The following is a 19,519-nucleotide window of genomic DNA, read 5'->3' as shown; positions in this document are numbered from 1 at the left end:
AGAAGGAGATACAAAATTAAAATTGATTTAACTAACTGGCGATTCTTGGACTATTTGTCTTTGAAGTTCTTCAATGGATAGGTTTTCTACTTCTGCTAATAGTTTTGTGATTTCATCAAGCTCTTCTGATTGTGGTTGTTTTTCGAGGATGACATTAGCTAATTCCCTAACTGTTGGCGCATCAAATAGAAGAGTACGTAGTGGTAATTCAACTTGAAAAGCTTCTCGGAGACGAGAAATAGTTTGGACTGCCAGTAAAGAATGTCCACCTAATTCAAAGAAGTTATCATGAATCCCTACTTTTTCAATTCCAATGAGTTCTTGCCAGATATTGGTAATAGTTTGTTCAATTTCATTGCTAGGAGCTACATAAGTATTTTCTTGCAGAGTTCGTGAATGTCTGCTGGCAGATACTTGATAAGAATTTACTGGCTTTTGAGCTAATGATAAAGATAAAGCTAATTGATTGAGTTGCTCAATTCCTACCTGTAAATCTTGCGTAGAAACTATAACTTGAGGTAAAGATGTTGCTAAAATCCGGCTAAAACAATCTGCTCCTTCTACTGGCAGAATAGCATTTTTTAAACTTTCTTCACGCCAGCTTTTGATTTCATCGGGAACACTAGTATTAACTGCCATCCCAACTTGTTGCCAAGCGTCCCAGTTAATAGCAACTGTAAATCTGTTATTTGTTGCTGTATTCCAATGAGCAAACGAATCTAAAAAAGTATTTGCAGCACAATAATCTATCTGTCCAAATCCTCCTTGGATTGAACTTAAGGATGAACAAAGAACTAAAAAGTCTAAATTTATGTTTGTGAGAACATTATTTAGAATTACTGTTCCTTGAATTTTGGGTGCAAAAACTTTTTCGGCAATTTCTGGTATTTTAAGTTGAATCATCCCAGCACCAGCAATACCAGCACTATGGATGACACCATTAATTATACCAAAACGTTTTAAAGATTGCGCGATCGCACTCTGCATCTGTTCTTCATTCGTCACATCAGTAGACAATACCAATACTTCTGCACCTAATTCTTCTAATTGTTTGATTTTCTCGTTTTCACATGGCAGAGAACGTCCTAATAAAATCAGTTTTCCTTGTACAGTTTTGGCCAAATATTCAGCTAAAACTAAACCGATACCCCCCATTCCACCTGTAATTAGGTATACTCCTTTTTGGCGCAAACGAATCTTATCTTCGGTAGCGGCTTCTAATGCAACAGGCTCAAATGTTTGTACCCAACGGTAATTATTCCGGTAAGCAATTATTGAATCTTCTGATTCTGCTGTTAATTCTGCCAATAACTGCTCTAGAATATCTTCACTTGTTGATGTAGGCAGTAAAATATCAACCAGACGACAACTGATATTCTGATATTCTTGAGGAATTACTTTACACGCGCCTATTATGGTTGTTTTTTCAGGATATAATTCTTCATTTCCTGCTATGTCGTACAGATGATTAGCAATAACACAAAGTTGAATTGCATCACTTATCTGTTGTTGTCCAATCGCTTGTGCTAGGTAAATAATACTGTAGAAACCTAAATTTTGGGTTGTTTCCCAAGATAAAGTTTGTGATTGGGTAAAACTCCATAAGTGGGTAATTGTATTGGGAGTTTTCTCTTGTTCCCGTAACTGTTGTAGTAAGTTTTGATAATCATCCGCTTGAGCCGGATTGATAGTGTATGTATTGCTATCAAGTTGAGCAAATTTTTCTCCTACCTTGACAGTGATTACATCTTGCCCTAGTTGTTGTAACCGTTGAACAAGTTGTGAACCTACGCCATATTCATCTACAAATATTAGAGAACAACTAGCGGTAATCTCTTTTGTTTTGACGAGAGGAACTCGTTTCCAAGAAGGAATATAAAACCAGTCACTAATGTTAGGTTTTTTACCCTGCTTGCTTTCAACTTTATCAGATAGTTGAGTTTGTATTTCTGGTTCAAGCCAATAACGCTGACGTTCAAATGGATAAGTCGGTAAAGGTACGCGGTAACGCTGTTCATGGCTATAAAAACCAGACCAATTTATCTCAATTCCTGCTAGCCAGAGCCGCCCCAAAATGTTAAGTAAGAAATTAACATCTGATTTTTCATCTTGGGAATGACGTAAGGAAGGTAATACAACTTGTCCGGTGGCTTGTTGAGTGTGTTGTTTGACAAGAGTACACAAAGTTCTTCCTGGCCCTACTTCTAAGAGTATGCGATCGCTTTCTTCCAGCAAAACTGATAAACCATCTGAAAACTGTACTGTTTGACGTAAATGCTGTGCCCAATAATCTGGAGATGTTGCTTCTTGCGCTGAAATCCAAGTACCCGTCAAATTAGAAATAAAGGGAATTTGAGGAGGATTAAGTTTAACTCTTTCCAATTCCGTTATGAATGGTTTTAACATCGGTTCCATCATTTGGGAGTGAAAAGCATGAGAAGTATGCAAACTGCGACACTCTATTCCCTTACCTGTCAGCTTTTCAGCTATCTTGTCTACTGCGTCATAGTTTCCTGAAACCACACACAAGGAAGGTGCATTACTAGCGGCTAAAGCTAAATCTTGGTTGAGGAAAGTTTTAATCTCTGCTGCTGATGCGGAAACAGAAAGCATTGCACCCATAGGCATTTGCTGCATCAGTCGCCCGCGCACAGCAACTAAAGTTAACGCATCTTCCAACGACATCACATCAGCAAGACAAGCGGCTACATATTCCCCAATACTGTGGCCAATCATCGCTTGCGGTGAGATACCCCAAGACATCCACAGTTGAGCCAAAGCATACTCAATTACAAACAATGCTGGTTGTGCTAAGGATGTCTCCTTGAGTTGTTCTGTTATTTGTTTTTCAGACTCGTGTGGATAAATAACTGAACGTAAATCTAACCCTAAATGCGGTTTGAGTAGCAAACAACAATGATCTACCTGTTCCCGGAATGTAGGCTCAGTCTGGTAAAGTTCTTTACCCATTCCCACATACTGAGCGCCTTGCCCAGGAAACATGAAGGTAATAGAGCGTTGAGTTGGTTCCTGAAAGTGAGTTAATACTTGTTGAGGATCTATAGTTTCTAAGGTGTTTATTGCTTCTTGAGTACTTTGACAAACCACAACACGGCGATAATCAAATACCCCACGCCCTACTTGCAATGTGTAAGCTACATCTGCCAAATTCACATCAGAATGCTGTCTGAGGTGTTGAGTAAGATTCTTAGTAGCCGTTTCTAAAGCCGAATCAGTTCTAGCTGAAAGTACTAACAACTGATAATCTCTCTTTTGCTTCTCCACTCTCGTCACAAAAGGAGCTTCTTCTAAAATGACATGAGCATTAGTCCCACCAATACCTAGAGAACTCACTCCAGCACGGCGCGGTTTAGAAGTTGCACTCCATTCAGTCAACTTAGTGTTGACGTAGAAAGGACTATTATCAAAGTCAATTTCTGGATTGGGTTGTTCAAAATTTAAGCTGGGAGGAATCAACTTATGTTGCAAAGCCAAAGCGGTTTTAATTAAACCTGTCACACCAGCAGCAGCGTCTAAATGTCCGATATTTGTTTTAACAGAACCGATCGCACAGAAACCTTTTTTCTCAGTTTCAGCCCGAAAAACATTTGTCAACGCAGCGATTTCTATAGGATCGCCTAAAGCTGTTCCTGTACCATGAGTTTCGATATAGGTGATTGTTTCAGGTTCAATATCAGCCAGGGCTATTGCTTCTGCGATCGCTTCTGCTTGTCCGTTGACGCTGGGTGCTGTATAGCCAACTTTACCAGAACCATCGTTATTGATAGCACTACCTTTAATTACAGCATAGATATGATCACCATCTGCAATCGCATCCGATAACCGCTTTAATAACACTATTCCCACACCATTACCAATAATTGTTCCTTTTGCCTTGGCATCAAAGGCGCGACAATGACCATCAGGTGATAAAATTCCCCCTTCTTGATGTAAATACCCTGTTTTTTGGGGTACACGAATTGAAGCCCCACCAGCCAAAGCCATATCACATTGATAATTGAGTAAGCTTTGGCAAGCTAAAGCGGTAGCGACCAAGGAAGTAGAACAAGCTGTTTGTATGGTAAGACTCGGTCCAGTCAGATTTAATTTATAGGAAACGCGAGTAGACAAAAAATCTTTATCATTTCCAATTAGCTTTTGAAAACTATGCGCTGAACCAATTTGGTCAATATTTAACTTAAATGGCAAATAGTTATTTAAACTAGCACCTGCATAAACCCCAATTCTACTTTCGGATCTTTGAACATCATAACCAGCATTTTCCAACGCTTCCCAAGCACACTCTAAAAATAAACGATGTTGCGGATCAGTCATTTCTGCTTCTTTAGGATTAAAACCAAAGAAACCAGCATCGAATAAATCAATGTCTTCTAATACTGCACCGACTTTTATATAGTTAGGATTATTGAGTAATGATGGATCTACGCCAGCAACAATTAACTCTTCATCATTAAATCGAGAAATTGTTTCAACTCCATCACATAAATTATGCCAAAACTCCGCAATATTTTTAGTTCCAGGTAAACGCCCAGACATACCAATAATGGCAATATGCTCCATTAGATTTTCATCATTTTTATCCAAAATCATTAATATTCCGCCTTAATTATTTTAGTAATATTTATTACCAATTATTGAGTGAGAGGTGATAATGCAGATCATCATGATTTATCCGACATCAGCAGTATTTTCTGCTGATGCGGTAAATTTATTGATGATAGGTTATAAAAATTTTAGTTTATAACTGCCGAAAACATTTTACTTTCACTCAACTTGATGTTTTTTAGGTCAAGCCTAAATGTAAGTTTGCGTAGTGAAAATTTTCCTTTCAGTATCGGTCAATGTCAATTTTTCTGAAAACGTTTTCATTTGTTCATAAGTTACTCCAAATCCTTGAAAAAGGATAAGACCGCATGACTTGAATAACTCTAAAACTTCTGGAAATGGCAATTCCATAATATTGCTATATTCAATATTATAAATTGTTTTAGCAGTGCTATTTCCAAATGCTTCAATTTTCATTGTTTAATACCTTTTAACTGAACAACTGATAGGCACAAAGAACTACAACACGATTTGTATTTCACATAAGTAGTTTGGTAATGTTTGATAAAATCATTAATTTTTTAACTCTGCTACTCTCATACATTCAAATTCATATTGTTAGAGCTTGTAGAGTTAGTAGTAATGGTTTCTAAACCGTATCCTTCATGCTCTAACTATGGTTTTGTCAATAATTTATTTTGACGGTTACGTGAATCTCTTTGCATCTTAGCTCGGTCACGCATTGACTCAAAAGAAGAAGCAGTCTCTGCTTTTGTACCTAAATATTGAGCCAGCGACTTAATAGTTGGATTCTGAAAAATTTCTACAACTGATAAATTACGGTTCAAAGTCTCTTTGAGTTTATTGTTTACCTGTATCACTAACAAAGAGTGTCCACCAAGGTCAAAGAAATTATCATAAATACCTACTTTTTCTATCTGTAGTACCTGTTTCCAAACTTTAGCTATTGTTTTTTCAACCTCAGATTGAGGAGCTTGATAATTATTAGCTAGTTCTGGACGCAATTTTTCTGGCGCAGGTAAAGCACGACGGTCTACTTTGCCATTAGGAGTAAGAGGTAATGCTTCTAAAACTACAAAGGCAGAAGGAACCATATATTCAGGCATTTTTTCTTTGAGAAAATGCCTGAATTCACTCACAGAAAGGAAAGACTTTTGCTCAGGAACTATATAGGCCACTAAGCGGCGATCATTTGCTATGTCTTCCCTTACTAAAACCACTGTTTCTCTGACTCTTGGGTATTGGCTTAGTATTGTCTCAATCTCTCCCAACTCAATGCGGAAGCCACGAATCTTTACCTGGTTATCAATCCGGCCAAGGTATTCTAATTCACCATTAGGTAAATATCGTGCTAAATCTCCAGACCGATAAAGGCGTGTTCCGGCTACAAACGGATGAGAAATAAATCTTTGCTGTGTGAGTTCTGGACGATTTAAATAACCCCGCGCCAAACCAGCACCACCAATGTACATTTCACCCGGAACTCCTATTGGTACAAGTTGCTGATGTTTGTCTAGCAGGTAAACTTGCAAGTCAGGAATTGGGCTACCAATCACACTTCCCTGCGCCTGAGTTACATCTGCACAAGTTAATCGGCGGTAAGTAACGTGTACGGTTGTTTCGGTAATGCCGTACATATTGACTAACTGCGGTGACTTGTTTCCATATCGTTCAAACCAAGGCTGCAAACTTTGCAGTTCTAAAGCTTCCCCACCGAAAATTACATATTTTATATGTTTTAATTTTTCAGCAGCAGCTACAGATTCATCAACCTGTATCAATTGGCGGAAAGCTGAAGGAGTTTGGTTGAGAACTGTCACTTGTTGTTGAGCCAATAATTCATAGAATACTTGGGGTGAACGGCTGACTTCATAGGGAACTACAACTAAACGACCGCCATACAGCAAAGCACCCCAGATTTCCCACACTGAGAAGTCGAAAGCAATAGAGTGGAACAACGTCCACACATCCTGCTGGTTAAACTTAAACCAAACATCAGTGGCAGCAAATAAACGCACAACATTGGCGTGATTGACTAAAACACCTTTGGGCTTACCTGTAGAACCGGAGGTGTAAATAATATAAGCTAAAGATGCAGGTCTAACTTGACTATTAGGATTATCTCTGCTTTGTATAGCGATGATTTCTCCGTCTGTATCTAGGTAGATTAGTCGTGTTTTATCGTTAGATAATTTATGACTTTGTTTTTGTTGAGTGAGGATAAATTTTAACTGAGTATCTTCCAGTACGAAACTAAGACGCTCTACTGGGTAAGTAGGATCTAATGGTACATAAGCCGCACCTACTTTAAGGATAGCTAATATCGCAATCACCATCTCTAGGGAGCGTTCCATGCAGATTCCAACCAAGATTTCTGGTTGTACCCCTACATTTTGTAGATAGTGCGCTAGTTGATTGGCTCGATTGTTCAACTCACGATAGGTAAGTTCTAGATTAGCAAAAATCAGAGCGATCGCATCCGGTGTTTTTTCTACCTGTGCCTCAAATAAGTTATGGATGCAAGCTTCTTGAGCATAATCAACCTCAGTATTGTTCCAGTCGACCAGTAGTGTTTGACGTTCAACAGGTGTCAATATTGATAACTCAGAAATACCCTGATTGGGATCACTAACCACACCCTTTAGCAGGGTTTGGAAATGCCCTACCATCCTAGCTATAGTATCTGAATTAAATAAATCGGTGTTGTATTCTAGCGTCCCTGTCAATCCTTCTTCACTATCAATCATTGATAAAAGGACATCAAACTTGGCTGTTCCTGTCTCAAGTTCCTCTGTTTTCCAGATGCTGTTTGTCGCAGGGTTCTGAAGCACAAACATTACCTGGAACAATGGGTTATAGCTTAAATCCCGATTTGGCTGTAATACTTCTACTAGCTTCTCAAGGGGCAAATCTTGATGAGTATAGGCATCAATTGCCACCTTTCGCACTCGTCCCAACAATTCTGTAAATGTGGGATTTCCTTCTAAATTAGTACGCAACACTAAAGTATTGACAAAACAACCAATTAACTGCTCTAGTTCAGCACGATTACGGTTAGCTATGGGCGAACCAACAAGAATGTCTTCTTGACCTGTGTAGCGGTAAAGCAAAGTCTGAAACGCCGCTAATAAGGTCATAAATAAAGTAACACCTTCCCTTTGATTTAACTGTTTGATGGACTCAGTTAAAGCTTTGGACAATACAAACTTTTGCTGCTTTCCTCTAAAAGTCTGTATTGGCGGTCTGGGACGATCAGTAGGTAGTTGCAATACAGGCAGATTTCCGCCTAACTGCTGCTTCCAATAAGCTAAATGCTTGTCTATAACTTCACCTTGCAACCAATTTCGTTGCCAATACACAAAATCTGTGTACTGTAAAGGAAGCTGAGGTAGTTGAGAGAGTTTACCAGCAGAGAACGCTTGATAAATTGCAGATAATTCTTGAACTAGTATCTTGATTGACCAACCATCGCCAACCAAATGATGCAGTGTCAAAATTAATATTGACTGTTCTGTTTGCAAGTGCAGCAGTTTTGCCCGCAATAAAGGTGCTTGTCCTAAATCAAAAGATGACTGAGCCTCTTGCTGAGATAACTTTTGTAGTTCAGTTTGTTGTTGTTCGTCAGCTAAATGACACAAATCAACTTCTGGTAAACTGAATGCGATCGCGGAGCGTGCGTTAAGCGCGATCGCATCTGCAACTTTTTGAATCGGTTCACCATTCACCACCTCAAAGCTGGTTCGTAAGATGTCGTGTCTTTGAATAATTTCGGTGAGGCTGCGAACCAACGCAGGCACATTCAACTTTCCTGTCAGATGAATAGCTACAGGAATATTATATGTAGCTGTCCCAGGTTGCAGTTGATTGATAAACCACAACTGCTGTTGAGTAAAGGTAAGTGGATGTTGGCTAGTGGCTGTCTCTACTTTAGAGATAGGCAGATACACACTAGTCAAATTCTTATTAACTTGGTCTAGTATTTGGGTTGTTAACTCAGCAATACCAGCACCATCAAAGAAGTCAGCTACAGATATAGTTACCCCAAAATCAACCTCAATCAGGTTTTTTAACTCAAAAACTTTGAGGGAGTCTAGACCCAAACTACTCAAAGGTTGCTCTAACGCTATCTGAGAAGGTGTTACCTTTAGGACTTGTACTACTAGCTTTTGTAAATAAGAGTTTAATAACTGCTGTCGTCGTTCTGCTTCTACTGCTAGTAATTCTGTGCGTGTCAGACAATCTTCTGCTTCCGTTGTCTGGGTAATTTCCAAAATACTACTACCAACAACCTCTAATGTACCTGCCAAAAATCCGGCTTTGGTAGCCCGACGCTGGATTTTACCACTGGAAGTTTTGGGAATGGTACCGGCTCTGATTAAAACAACTGCATAAACTTGTACTTCATGTTCTTCTGTAATTGCTTGGCGAATAGCGGCCGTAGCTTCATCTATATTAGGTTTGGCACGAAACTCTAATTCTTGTACAACTACCAAACGTTCTTCTTTTTCTACCTCTACAGCAAAGGCTGCAACGCTTCCTGAACGTAATGCGTTATGGCTGCATTCTGCGGTTAGTTCAATGTCTTGTGGGTAGAGATTACGTCCCCTGATGATAATTAAATCTTTAACTCGTCCGGTAATAAAGAGTTCGCCATTGTGCAGAAAGCCTAAATCTCCAGTCCGTAAAAATGGCCCTGACGCTCCGTTAACTCCCGTGTCTTGGAGGTAAGCATGGAAAGTTTGCTCTGTTTCTTCTGGTCGGTTCCAGTAACCATGACCAATACTCGGGCCTGATACCCAGATTTCCCCAACTTCATCGGGATCGCAACGGGTTAAGGTTTCTGGATTAGCAATTACAATATGCTGTTGTGGTACAACTTGACCACAACCGACTAATACTGTTGAATCATCAGCAACGGCATCAACTATATGATTACTTTCTAAAGCAGTTTTTCGTAAGGTTTTCGTTGTTACTAAAGCATTTTTGACACTACCAGATACCATCAATGTAGCTTCTGCCATGCCATAGCATGGGTAAAAAGCTTCTGGACGAAAACCACATTCAGCGAAGGTAGCTGCAAACCTCTCTAGAGTCTCCTGACGAATTGGTTCAGCGCCATTAAAAGCAACACTCCAACTGCTTAAATCTAGGGTTGAACGTTGTTCGGGGGTAATTTTTTCAATACACAGTTCGTAAGCAAAGTTAGGAGCGCCACTAGTAGTACCTCTATAACGAGAAATTGCTTCTAACCAACGATAGGGACGCTGGAGGAAAGCTACTGGTGGCATCATAATACAAGGAAACCCACCATACAAAGGTTGTAGTACACCGCCAATCAAACCCATATCATGATAAACAGGCAACCAAGTGACAAACGTACTACTGGAAGAATGTTCCATATATTGACGAGTCACAACAGCATTGTGGAGCAGGTTGCCATGACTGAGCATTACACCTTTGGGTGTGCCGGTAGAACCAGAAGTATATTGCAAAAATGCCAGTGTGTCTGTATTGATCAGAGGCTTTTGCCAACCCTCTTCTATACCAGGAGTGAGGTTGTCAGTGGCTAGCCAATGAATATTATCTATATCAAATTTATCGGCAAACAAAGATTGCACCTGAGACAAAATGCCACTTGTCGTCAGGATTATTGCGGCTTGTGAATCTTCTAGAATCGCTAAAATTCTGGGGGTGTTGCGTTGGTTGCGTGGTGGATAAGCCGGAACTGCTACTACTCCAGCATACAGACACCCGAAAAAGGCGGCAAGATATTCTAAACCTGGTGGATAAAGTAGTAACGCACGCTCTCCACTTAAACCTAAGCTTTGCAGTTGAGATGCGATCGCTCGGCTACATCTATCTAGCTCTTGATAGGTCAGGCGATCGCTTTCTGTTTCCCCATCAGACAAGAATGTGTAACTCAGTTGTTTAGCCTGTCGGCTACTTCTATAACGTAAAAGTTCAACAAGAGTAGAAAATTCGCAAATGCTTTCAAAGGCATTACTGCTTTGAGTATTCTGATGTTCAGGCATTTAGATGCACACCTAATTCTGGAATGTAACGGTCATAAGCGATTTAGCTGAAAACTGTACTAGCGGCTTACTTCTAGGTTTCTTGAGCAAATCAGATTCGTGTACAGTCTTGGGTAATGGGCAAGTTTAGCGATCGTTAGAGTTCATGAATAAGAATCTTACGCATAGTCTTGCAATTTATTCTCAATATTATCTATATCACATTAACGCAAATGATTCTCTTTTAATTTTTATTTTTGCTGAATTCTATTAAATTTTTATGCTAGTTACTCCGGCTTTTTGATAAAATATACTTCTTTAGATAGATGTCTTGTACTCAGTATTGAGGAATAGATTCTTTTGCCAGCCATAGCACGGCACGATAAAATCCATCCAAACTTTAAATTATCCCTAAAATCATTAATACAAGTATTTTGTCCTATTATATACAAAAATTAGTATTTTAATATACCTAAAAAGTGACTGGTATACGTATCTAGTTTGTCTAGGTTTATTGACATAAGTACTCAAAAAAAATATATCTCTTTTAACTACTTTTTGATAATGTAATAGTCTAATGTTGATAAAACTAGTGCTAATAAATTTTAGTAAGCATCTAGGAAATCAATTATATCAAGGTGTTAACAGCTTATTAACCGTGTGCGAGGAGATAAATGAAACCAGTGCTGTTATTTAAAAGCTTGTTACTTACAGGCTCATTTGCTTTATTGTTAGCAACTTCCGCTTGGGGTGAAGAAGTACAACTTCCTAAAAAACAGCAAGAAACAGCTTCTACCGATCAAGAGGCTATTTCTAAAAAAACTACAACTCAACCCTATAGCCTTGCAAAAAAGACATTACAACACAGAATCAAAAGTACTCAAAAGCTAGTTCAAGCACCAGAAGTTATCCAAGTTACCGGGGTCAAAGTTAACTCAGTCGATAAACAACTGGAGATAATTTTAGAAACGGCTCAAGGAAATCAGCTGCAACCTTTGAGTAAAAGCGAGGGAAATAATTTTATTGCAGATATTCCCAATGCTCAATTGCGTCTATCTACTGGTGGTGCATTTAGTCAAGAAAAACCATTTACAGGAATTACAGCAATCACTGTGACGAACCTGGATGCGAATACGATCCGGGTGACAGTGACCGGTGAAACTGGTGCGCCAACAGTCGAGTTGTTTGATGGTGATGAGGGTTTAATTTTTGGGGTGACAACAACAGCATCCACTAGTAGCCAGGCTCCGCCAGCACAACAACCTCCTACTGAGACACCACAAACACCACAGACACCAACAACTGAAACGCCTTCAGAACAACCTACAGCCCAGACACCTGAGAATGAAGAACCAATTGAATTGGTTGTGACAGGTGAACAAGATAGATATCGGGTACCAGAAGCATCAGGGGCCACTAGAACCGATACCCCAATTCGTGATATTCCCCAATCGATTCAGGTAATTCCTAGACAAGTTTTAAAAGACCAACAAATTACTAGGCTCACAGACGCAATACGTAATGTTAGTGGTATTGTAGAAGGCGATTCTTTTGCGGGGACAGTTGATAATTTCAATATTAGAGGTTTTGATTTTAATTCAACTTTTCGAGATGGTTTTAGAGAACCTGGCGATACATTACGAGAACTTGCCAATATTGAGCAGATAGAAGTCATCAAAGGGCCAGCTTCTGTGTTATATGGCAATGCTGAACCAGGAGGAATCATTAACTTAGTCACGAAAAGACCTCTGAGTACGCCCTATTATTCGGCTGATTTCTCTGTGGGCAACTTTAGTTACTATCGTCCTAGTATTGATATTTCCGGCCCACTCAACCCAGATAAATCATTACTATATCGACTGAATGTTGCTTACGAGAATGGTGGTAGTTTCCGAGATTTTGTAGATAGTGAACGTTTCTTCTTTGGCCCTATATTTGACTTAAAGCTTGGTGATAACACTAACTTATTAGTTAATGTAGATTATCTTAAAGATGAGCGTACATTTGACCAAGGTTTAGTTGCTTTTGGTCAAGGGATTGCTGATATTCCCACTAGTAGATTTTTAGGTGAACCAGGAGATAGGCGCGAAGTAGAAGAGGTAAATGTTGGCTATCGGCTGGAGCATCGTTTCAATGAAAATTTAACACTCCGAAATGCATTTCGATACACTTCAAATGATAGCTTTGATTACCGCGCTCAACCTTTAGACCTCGATGAGGGGACTGGTGAATTATCGCGTAACTTTCGATCCAACGATGACTACACTGAAAGATACTCTTTACAAACAGATGTTGTTAGTAAATTTACGACGGGTTCAATCCAACACACACTTTTAGTTGGACTTGATCTCGCCAGAGAAAAGACTGATGGCTCACAGAGGCGGCTCCCTGAAGGATTAACTCCATCTATAGACATCTTTAACCCAATTTACAACCTTATCTCAAGGCCAGGTCTTTCAGAACTAACAAATGTAGTTAGAGATGGTGACTCCAAAACAGAGACATTGGGCATTTATTTACAAGACCAGATAGCATTTTCAGACAATTTTAAGCTGCTGATAGGTGGGCGTTTTGATACTGTGGATCAAAACCAGTTCGATAGGCTCTTAAATACCCCTAGTAGTCAGTATGATGAAGCCTTCACTCCCCGACTTGGTATTGTATATCAGCCAATTGAACCAATTTCACTCTATGCCAGTTATAGTCGCTCGTTTGCACCAAATTCTGCTCAACGTGCTGATAACACATTTTTGGAATCTGAACGCGGTACTCAATATGAAGTGGGTGTGAAAGTAGATTTAAATGACAAACTTTCAGCAACTTTAGCAGCTTACGAAATTACCAAAACTAATATTGCTGCGCCAGATCCAAATGACCCTGATAACTTTAGCGTTCCAATTGGGGAACAGAGAAGCCGAGGGATTGAACTAGATGTTACTGGTGAAATCCTACCTGGATGGAATATTATTGCTGCTTACGGTTATACCGATGCTGAAGTCACACAAAGTAGTGATTTACCTGGTGCTTTGAGAGTTGGTTCTAGAGTACCCAAGGTACCGGAACACAAAGCTAGTTTATGGACAACTTATCAATTTCTCCAAGGTAATTTGCAAGGTTTAGGTTTCGGTTTGGGGCTATATTACCTTTCAGATAGAATAGGTGGTGATATTCCTACCAATGAAGCTGACAATACTTTTACATTACCTAGCTATCTGCGAACTGATGCCGCAATTTATTACAAACGTGATAACTGGAGAGCCGCCATCAATATTGAAAACCTGTTTGGCACGAGGTATTTTGAGTCATTTAACTTTGGCAGAAATACAGTGATTCCAGGCGCACCGTTTACGGTAATAGGGACAATTTCGTTTGAACTTTAGTTAACACTATAGGAGCCACTACGTTTGTCGCCATATTTATAGACGCGTAGAGGCTTTCTATTGCTTCATTCACAGTGTGAAGATAGAAGGAGGCCAAAGTATGAAAATCAAGCGCCCTATCAAACTGTTTTTACTAGGAATTATTACTATTGCTTTCCTTTGGGTAAGCCACATCTATCTTTTTGCAAATCAGCAAGTTCAAGGTGGCAATAACTCAGCTAGTTCTCAATTACCAGTAGCTACACGCGTAGTCAAACACGCTTTGGGTGAAACAAGAATTCCTGTCAAGCCACAGCGAATTATTGTATTAAATGATGTTGGGCTTTTAGATCCTGTTCTATCTCTGGGTGTCAAACCAATTGGTACAGTAAGTTATTTTCCACAGTACGACTTTTTATTCCGTGGTGTAACCAATGAAGAAGCAGCTGGTATTGAGATAGTTGGTGATGGAAATCAGCCTAATTTGGAAAGAGTTATTTTGCTCAAACCCGATTTAATTTTGATGCGTGAATACCAGAAAAGTTTCTATAAACAATTATCAGCGATCGCACCTACAGTTGTCGTAGATTTGCCGGGTCTAAATTATTCTTTTAAAGAAAATCTCCGCTTTATCGCTCAAGTATTAGGTGAGAGTGAAAAGGCAGAACAAGTCATCGCCCGATACTATGAGCGGGTTAAGAAATTGCAAAATTTAATGGGTGAGCGTTTAAAAAAGATAGAAGTATCAGTGATTAACCTTTTTGCAGAAAGTCTCATCGCTACATATTCAGATAATGAAACTTATAATCAAGTTTTGCAAGACATTGGTATCAGGCTTATACCTACCTTGGTGAACCAAAAAGAAGATACTTTAGTATCGAGTATGGAGGTATTAAATAAGTATGATGCTGATGTTTTGTTTGTCATGAATGATACTCAACAATTGACACAAGCTTTTTTTCAAAATCCTCTTTTAACTACGCTAAAAGCAGCACAAAATAAACAAGTGTATGGAGTCCGAGTAGATAGATGGTGGACATTCGGCTTTTTGGGAGTAAATAAGTTACTTGATGACCTTTTTAAATATTTAACTTAACAGGATGTCTAAAAAGTTTTTTGTATACACCGAATGTTTAGAGATCCCCCTAAATCCTCCTTTCTAAGGGGGACTTTGAGGCTTTTATTGAGGAAGGCAGGAGGCTTTAGCGCGGAGGCAGGAGGAAAACTGCGCTCTGCCTCCTGCCGCGACCTAATGGAGCAAGGGTTTAAGACCCCCACTGAACTCTCGTTCAGTGGCTCTAAATCAGTAGGGGTCGAATCCCCTACTGATTTACTCCTTCTGCCTCCTGCCTCCTTCAATCCCCCTTTTTGAAGCTATCCATTACCCGGATATTTCTTAACATTTGCCAGAGCGATCGCTCTAGTTTTTTGTAATCCTGATTAGTTCGTTGTTAATTCTCAATAAAAACGTAGTTTTAGCGATAAAATTAAGCGTGAATTTTATTAGTAACCGTCCAGATGAAAACAAAATCCGTTTGAAAGCTTATGAAATCTGGCAACAAACTGGCTATTCAGACGGCAAGTCTATAGAACATTGGCTTCAGGCTGAAAAGGAGTTAATAGAGTCAAAAATTTAGCTCTTGACCTTTGCTAATAATTTCATCTAACTTTCCTTGTGCTGCTATTTTACCTGCCTTTAGTAGAATGATTTGGTCGGCGCGACGTAAAATAGAACGCCGATGAGAAACCACAAGACAAGTTGGCATCCAATTTTCTTCTTCAAATATCCGTGACCATAAAGCTAATTCTGTCTCTACATCCAATGCACTAGAAAGGTCATCAAAAACCATCAACTCTGGTTTACGAACAAACATTCGAGCAGCTGCTAAACGTTGCAATTGTCCACCAGATAACCTAACTCCTTTTGATCCTACTAAAGTTTCCATTTTTTCGTTCATGGCGGCTAAATCTTGTTCAAACACAGACATTTTTAACGCCTTTTCGATTTCATAATCATCTTTCTCTAAACCAAGTAAAATATTTTCTCTAAGGGTATAACTAAACAGTTGGGGAATTTGAGGAGTATAGGCACTACGAGGTGGTACAAAGAAATTAACAGGGTCTTCTACTAGGTAACCATTCCAATAAATAGCACCTGATTGCTTGGGTAATAATCCTAATAAAACTCGTAGTAGTGTAGTTTTACCAGAACCAATGCGACCAGTAATGACAGTCAAACTACCGCGCTGTAGTTGAAAGCTGATGTCTGTTATTCCTTGGTTAGTACCGGGATAGTGGTAAGTAAGGTTTGATATGGTTAATAATTGTAAGCGATCGCTCTCTTGCCTCTGTGGTTGCTCTAAGGGTGGAAGTGATTGTTTGCGATGGGCTGGGGCCCGCCGTAAGCGATCGCCCAAGTTATTCAGATAAAGTGAATTTTTGGCTACCAAAACATCTGCTGTCACACCAGAAAGCAAAGCTGTCATCCGTTCAAAGGAGACTTCAGTTTGCTTGTACAATGCCATGAATCTCCCTAAAGAGTTGAAAAAGCCGGTGACAAAGGAAAGATTATAAATAAACAGAGCAAAATCACCTATAGTCAATTTACTATTTTGAGTCTGAATTAACACAGAAGCTAGTAGCAAAATCAAACCCGTTCCTAGATTCACCATGTTTTGAAATACTGAATCTAACATGGCATTTAATAAGCTATCTCTCACCATCACTTGGCGGCGTTTTTCGTTGAGAAGGCGAAAATGATTCAGCACATCTTTTTCTGCACCAGCTACTTTAATTGCTTGCACTGAGCTAAAAATCTCGCCTAAAATTCCTGTCACCTTTTCTGTTGCTTGGCGGCTAGCTTTGCGGTATCGTTTGATGTAAGTTTCTGCTTTTTGAACAATTGCAATCATCCCAACTAAAGGCAGAAAAACAAACAGGGTCATTTGGACATTAACGCTTAATAAAATACCCAAACAAAGAACAGCAAATATTCCTTCGCCAAGTAGTTCCGATACCCATGCTACATTGTCTTCTATTTGTTGAGCATCCTCACGAAAATAACTAATAACTTCACCTTGAGATACAGTTTTTTCTGCCTCGCTGTTAACAATCATAGGTTGAGCATTAGGATTGTTTAACAAGCGTTCTAACAGATTGCGTCGCAGCAGCGAACTCATGATGAAACGATGCTGAGTCTTGGTTAAGCGACCTGCAAATATTGTCCCAATGTGTCCTAAACTTAAAGTTAACAATAATGCAATCCAAGCTAAAGGTATTAACCCAAATTGTGCTTTACCTGTCAGGCTATTAAAGAATTCTCGAATAATTAACCCAGGGATTGCAGGCAATCCCATAATTAAAATCCAGAAGCAGGTGTCAATTATGTAAAGTTTTGGTTTATAGCACATTAGGTTCCATAATAATTTCCAACCTTGTGCTTTTTTAGTTGCTGATAGCATAATAATTTGTAATTCGTAGTGACGCTCGTTCGCTCTTAGCGTCTCCCTTTGGGAGAAGACTCGCTAGCGCAATTCGCAAGTTTTAATTAAAAGAAGAGTGTTGACCAAAATTAAACTAATAAATCTGTCAAACCAGTCTTGAGTAATTGAGCAAAGCGTGAATGAGAATTTTCAAGTAATTCTTCCCGTAACCCATATTCGCTTACCCGACCTTTGTCTAAAATCAGAATTTGATTTGCTCTTTGCACGGTTGCTAATCGGTGAGCGATAATGATGCCGGTACGCCCAATCAATAGCTGGTCTATAGCTTTTTCAATGAACTTTTCTGTTGTAGGATCGAGGCGTGAGGATGCTTCATCTAAAATTACTAAACCAGGGTCTTTGAGAAAAACACGGGCAAATGCTAATAATTGCGCCTGTCCTGCTGATAAGCCACTACTGTCAGGCCCCAGTTCAGTATCTAAGTCTTTGGGTAATGAATGTAGCCATGCAGATAATCCCAGCATCTCCAAGGTTTCATAGATGCGCTCGTCGCTGATATTTTGGTTAAAAAAGGTAAGATTGTTGCGGACTGTAGTTTGGAATAACTGTACATTCTGAGTTACTAACCCGACGTGCTTGGGTAAGTCTGTTAAAGGAGTCTGGTTGATGTTCACATTCCCCAAGCGAATTGTGCCTGATTGTGAGTCATATAACCTCAATAATAAACGTACTAAAGTTGTTTTACCGCTCCCTGTACGTCCTAATAGTCCCAATACATGACTAGGCGGTAAATGGAAAGATATATCTTGTAGGATTAAGTCTGGTTTTGCATCTTGCTTGTTGATGCGATCACTTTTGATGCGATCGCTATAGCTAAATGAGACATTTTCAAATGTAACAGAAAGTGCGCCATTAGGAAGTAGCTCTTTGCCTCCTACATTAAGTTGTGATTGCACTTGAAATAAGTCTTGAATACGATAAATACTAGCTTCTGCCTGTTGAAGGTCTTCTAACTGAGTACGAATTTGCTCAATTGGTTCGCTCAAAAGCGTAGTGTAGTAAAAAAATATGTATGCAGTTCCAATAGTGATCGCTTTTTGATTCCAAAGGTAAAGAGCTACAGCTAAAGCAATAATATTACCGAGCGTGAATATAGCGTTAGTTGTACCCCAGAGGATAGTATCAGCAAAGCGTGCTTTGTGATAGGTTGGCAACCAACGTTGCAGAATTTTGTAGAAGCGATGCATAACATAATTTTTTGCACCATTTGCCCTTATGTCTTCAATGCCAGTTAGTTGTTCACCCAAAAATCCGAAAAACTCTCCATTGACTTGGCGATAGCTTCCCCAATGAGGAACGGCGATGGAACGCAGACGAATTAGTGTAAATAATGCTGTGAGGGCGAAAAATGAAATAGTTATACCAGCTCGCCAATCTTCGGCGAACATTACCACAATCACACCCAAAATCAACAGCAAACTGCCTAAAATGTAAACACTAAATTTCGAGAAAAATTTTGAAAGATTCTGAATATCACCATCCACTCGTTCTACTAATTCACCAGGTGTCGAAGCCTTATGGAAAGATAAATCGAGTTTCAGGCAATGCTCAACTAAATCGGCACGTAAGGCATTAGTAGCTGTCCAAGCAACGTTTTCACCGTAGTATGTAGCTGTAATTGACATTAATTGCGTCGCTAAAGCTACACCAATAAATAGAAATGCGGCAATGAATAAGTTTCGCACTGAACCACCTGCTACAGATGTATCAATGAAATTACGTAGAATTTGCGGGTTGAGGAGTTGCAAGCCGATACTAGTTAACAGAGCGATCGCAAACTTGGCAACGCGTCCCTTTTGAGGCTTGAGATAGTCTATTAATAAATTCCCAAACTGCTTTAGACCAATTTTCATAACGTCGCCAAATCTTAGCCAGAATTGTCCTGAAAGTTATAATTCAATGAGAAGTAATTGAGAAAATTGTGCAAAAACAGTATACTATAGAAATGACTACCAACCTAGCAATACTTCTTTTTATGGTGATTTTCGGTTGAGTGAGGTACAAGAACCCCACCTCCAACCCCATCCCCACAAGCGAATAGCTTGCTGTGATGTAACTC

8 protein-coding genes are annotated in these 19,519 nt (G+C 39.4%); 3 read left to right on the top strand and 5 right to left on the bottom strand.

Features of this window, described 5'->3' with window-relative positions; all coding sequences use genetic code 11:
• Positions 1–27 precede the first annotated feature (27 nt).
• The 3 genes from H6G26_RS15875 to H6G26_RS15865 form a co-directional block, all read right to left on the bottom strand.
• Positions 28–4,611: a type I polyketide synthase gene (locus H6G26_RS15875; RefSeq protein ID WP_242053734.1), complete on the bottom strand. Its 4,584-nt coding sequence runs from the start codon at positions 4,609–4,611 to the stop codon at positions 28–30.
• 204 nt (positions 4,612–4,815) lie between these two features.
• Positions 4,816–5,043: a hypothetical protein gene (locus H6G26_RS15870; RefSeq protein WP_190730176.1), complete on the bottom strand. Its 228-nt coding sequence runs from the start codon at positions 5,041–5,043 to the stop codon at positions 4,816–4,818.
• A gap of 197 nt (positions 5,044–5,240) precedes the next feature.
• Complete coding sequence (locus H6G26_RS15865) at positions 5,241–10,619, bottom strand: non-ribosomal peptide synthetase (protein WP_190730175.1); 5,379 nt, start codon at positions 10,617–10,619, stop codon at positions 5,241–5,243.
• Between the two features lie 653 nt (positions 10,620–11,272).
• Between H6G26_RS15865 and H6G26_RS15860 the strand changes: the two genes are divergently transcribed.
• The 3 genes from H6G26_RS15860 to H6G26_RS43790 all read left to right on the top strand — a co-directional run bounded on the left by H6G26_RS15860 (position 11,273) and on the right by H6G26_RS43790 (position 15,594).
• On the top strand, positions 11,273–13,978 hold the full coding sequence (locus H6G26_RS15860) for a TonB-dependent receptor (protein WP_190730174.1): 2,706 nt from the start codon (positions 11,273–11,275) through the stop codon (positions 13,976–13,978).
• Positions 13,979–14,078: 100 nt separating this feature from the next.
• The gene (locus H6G26_RS15855; protein WP_190730173.1) at positions 14,079–15,053 is read left to right on the top strand and encodes an iron-siderophore ABC transporter substrate-binding protein; all 975 of its coding nucleotides are present in this window, start codon (positions 14,079–14,081) and stop codon (positions 15,051–15,053) included.
• A gap of 397 nt (positions 15,054–15,450) precedes the next feature.
• Positions 15,451–15,594, top strand: coding sequence for a DUF2934 domain-containing protein (locus H6G26_RS43790; protein WP_190730172.1), 144 nt, complete (start codon positions 15,451–15,453; stop codon positions 15,592–15,594).
• On the opposite strand, the gene H6G26_RS15845 is transcribed toward H6G26_RS43790, so the two are convergent.
• Positions 15,583–17,418 carry an ABC transporter ATP-binding protein gene (locus H6G26_RS15845; RefSeq protein ID WP_190730171.1) on the bottom strand — a complete coding sequence of 612 codons (1,836 nt, stop codon included), beginning with the start codon at positions 17,416–17,418 and terminating at the stop codon, positions 15,583–15,585. The genes H6G26_RS43790 and H6G26_RS15845 overlap by 12 nt on opposite strands.
• Before the next feature lie 110 nt (positions 17,419–17,528).
• Positions 17,529–19,313, bottom strand: coding sequence for an ABC transporter ATP-binding protein (locus H6G26_RS15840; RefSeq protein WP_190730170.1), 1,785 nt, complete (start codon positions 19,311–19,313; stop codon positions 17,529–17,531).
• Positions 19,314–19,519 lie beyond the last annotated feature (206 nt).

It is taken from the genome of Nostoc sp. FACHB-888, assembly GCF_014696655.1.
In the GTDB taxonomy this organism is placed as follows: domain Bacteria; phylum Cyanobacteriota; class Cyanobacteriia; order Cyanobacteriales; family Nostocaceae; genus Nostoc.
Note: the sequence above shows the minus strand (reverse complement) of the source record. Positions and strands in the feature narration are given on the sequence as shown.

Coding starts and splice junctions, on each gene's coding strand:
- H6G26_RS15840 (WP_190730170.1), bottom strand. CDS start 19,313: ATGAAAATTGGTCTAAAGCAGTTTGGGAATTTATTAATAGACTATCTC.
- H6G26_RS15870 (WP_190730176.1), bottom strand. CDS start 5,043: ATGAAAATTGAAGCATTTGGAAATAGCACTGCTAAAACAATTTATAAT.
- H6G26_RS15875 (WP_242053734.1), bottom strand. CDS start 4,611: ATGATTTTGGATAAAAATGATGAAAATCTAATGGAGCATATTGCCATT.
- H6G26_RS15855 (WP_190730173.1), top strand. CDS start 14,079: ATGAAAATCAAGCGCCCTATCAAACTGTTTTTACTAGGAATTATTACT.
- H6G26_RS15845 (WP_190730171.1), bottom strand. CDS start 17,418: ATGCTATCAGCAACTAAAAAAGCACAAGGTTGGAAATTATTATGGAAC.
- H6G26_RS15860 (WP_190730174.1), top strand. CDS start 11,273: ATGAAACCAGTGCTGTTATTTAAAAGCTTGTTACTTACAGGCTCATTT.
- H6G26_RS15865 (WP_190730175.1), bottom strand. CDS start 10,619: ATGCCTGAACATCAGAATACTCAAAGCAGTAATGCCTTTGAAAGCATT.